We start from the raw sequence: 1,119 nt of genomic DNA, 5'->3' as shown, positions 1-1,119 counted from the left end.
GGGGATGAGGATGTTCCTGATTGCTTTTCATCGCTTCTAACACTGCCGGTAAAGCTTGGGGATCGAGATTCTGTAAAAAGTTTAATAGATCCAAACTCTCCCCCACCAAGTGCGTCACGTTGATCCCCTCGTAATCGGGTTGATAGTGTTGTAAACGTCTCACCCCTTCTCCCAAAAGAATTACCGCCCCGCGCCAGTTATTATTTTCCAGATGGTAACAAGCGACAGCAATCTGCAAAATGCCTTGATAAAAGGTTTTTTCAGGCTCTGCGGACTCCATCCACAAAGCCTCTAGGGTATCATGACAAGCATAGAATTGCTGGCGATTAAATTCGTCGATTCCTTGCCCAAAAGCGCTGGCTGTCATTACCCTAAACTAATGCCCCTTCATCGATTTGCGGACTTCTTGGATATAGTCGAGGGAAATTACCTGTTCTTCCCCAGCAAACTCGTTATCGGGGGTAATAAATAGCATACAGTGACATTCTTTCCGTTCCCGCATCGGCACACAGGGACAATTCCAGAAAGTATTTTTTACCTCCGCTTCTTTGTCTTCGTAGTGACGACAGGGACATAAAGGAGCGCCTAATTCGTCCTTATGACGCGCTAATCCCTCAATTACTACCGCTGTCACCGAGAGATCGCTACAGAAATAAGTATTTGTACCTTTAGCGTACTGTTCGGCAAACTTTTTCATCGCCTCAAGACTCTTATCCGTGTTTGTGATCTGGCTCATAGTTATCTGATCCCCTTAGCTTTCTACAAAAAAACTTTTTACCTAAAATGTCAGCTTGAAGGAACCCTCGGTTTTACCTCGGAGATGAAAAGCTGACATCGCCTTGACACCTTGTACGATGAGTTGCTAGATTATAAGCATAACACATTGAGAGGTCGAGTCAATGCGAGTCATAGAGTTTAAGTTAAAAACCAATTCACACCAAGAGATAGCCATTCAAGAGGCTATAAGGGTGGGACAGTTCATCGAAAATTTGGGTCTGAAACCCCGTCGTTCTACGACGGCTTTACCGTTAAATATTAGCGCATTTACACGATATATGCTAGAATGCGAGATATGGAAAAGCTATCGCTACCGATTTTACCCAACACCAGAACAAGAGT

At 44.1% G+C, this 1,119-nt stretch carries 3 protein-coding genes; 1 reads left to right on the top strand and 2 read right to left on the bottom strand.

All coding sequences use genetic code 11. The features are described 5' to 3' along the window. Positions 1-367 (bottom strand): DUF309 domain-containing protein (locus tag PX481_RS01085; protein WP_288093215.1); only part of this gene is annotated, 367 nt, incomplete at its 3' end. Positions 368-376: 9 nt separating this feature from the next. After that, positions 377-736: a ferredoxin thioredoxin reductase catalytic beta subunit gene (locus PX481_RS01080; protein WP_288093212.1), complete on the bottom strand. Its 360-nt coding sequence runs from the start codon at positions 734-736 to the stop codon at positions 377-379. Positions 737-899: 163 nt separating this feature from the next. Between PX481_RS01080 and PX481_RS01075 the strand changes: the two genes are divergently transcribed. Continuing rightward, the coding region (locus tag PX481_RS01075; protein ID WP_288093209.1) for a helix-turn-helix domain-containing protein at positions 900-1,119 on the top strand (220 nt) is incomplete at its 3' end.

The organism is Microcystis sp. M53603_WE2 (assembly GCF_030065435.1).
The sequence above is the reverse complement of the archived record's forward strand: the minus strand, read 5'-3'. Positions and strand labels throughout refer to the sequence as shown.

What these genes read in the sequence shown, in the direction of transcription:
- PX481_RS01080 (WP_288093212.1), bottom strand. Translation starts at nt 736, where the DNA reads ATGAGCCAGATCACAAACACGGATAAGAGTCTTGAGGCGATGAAAAAG.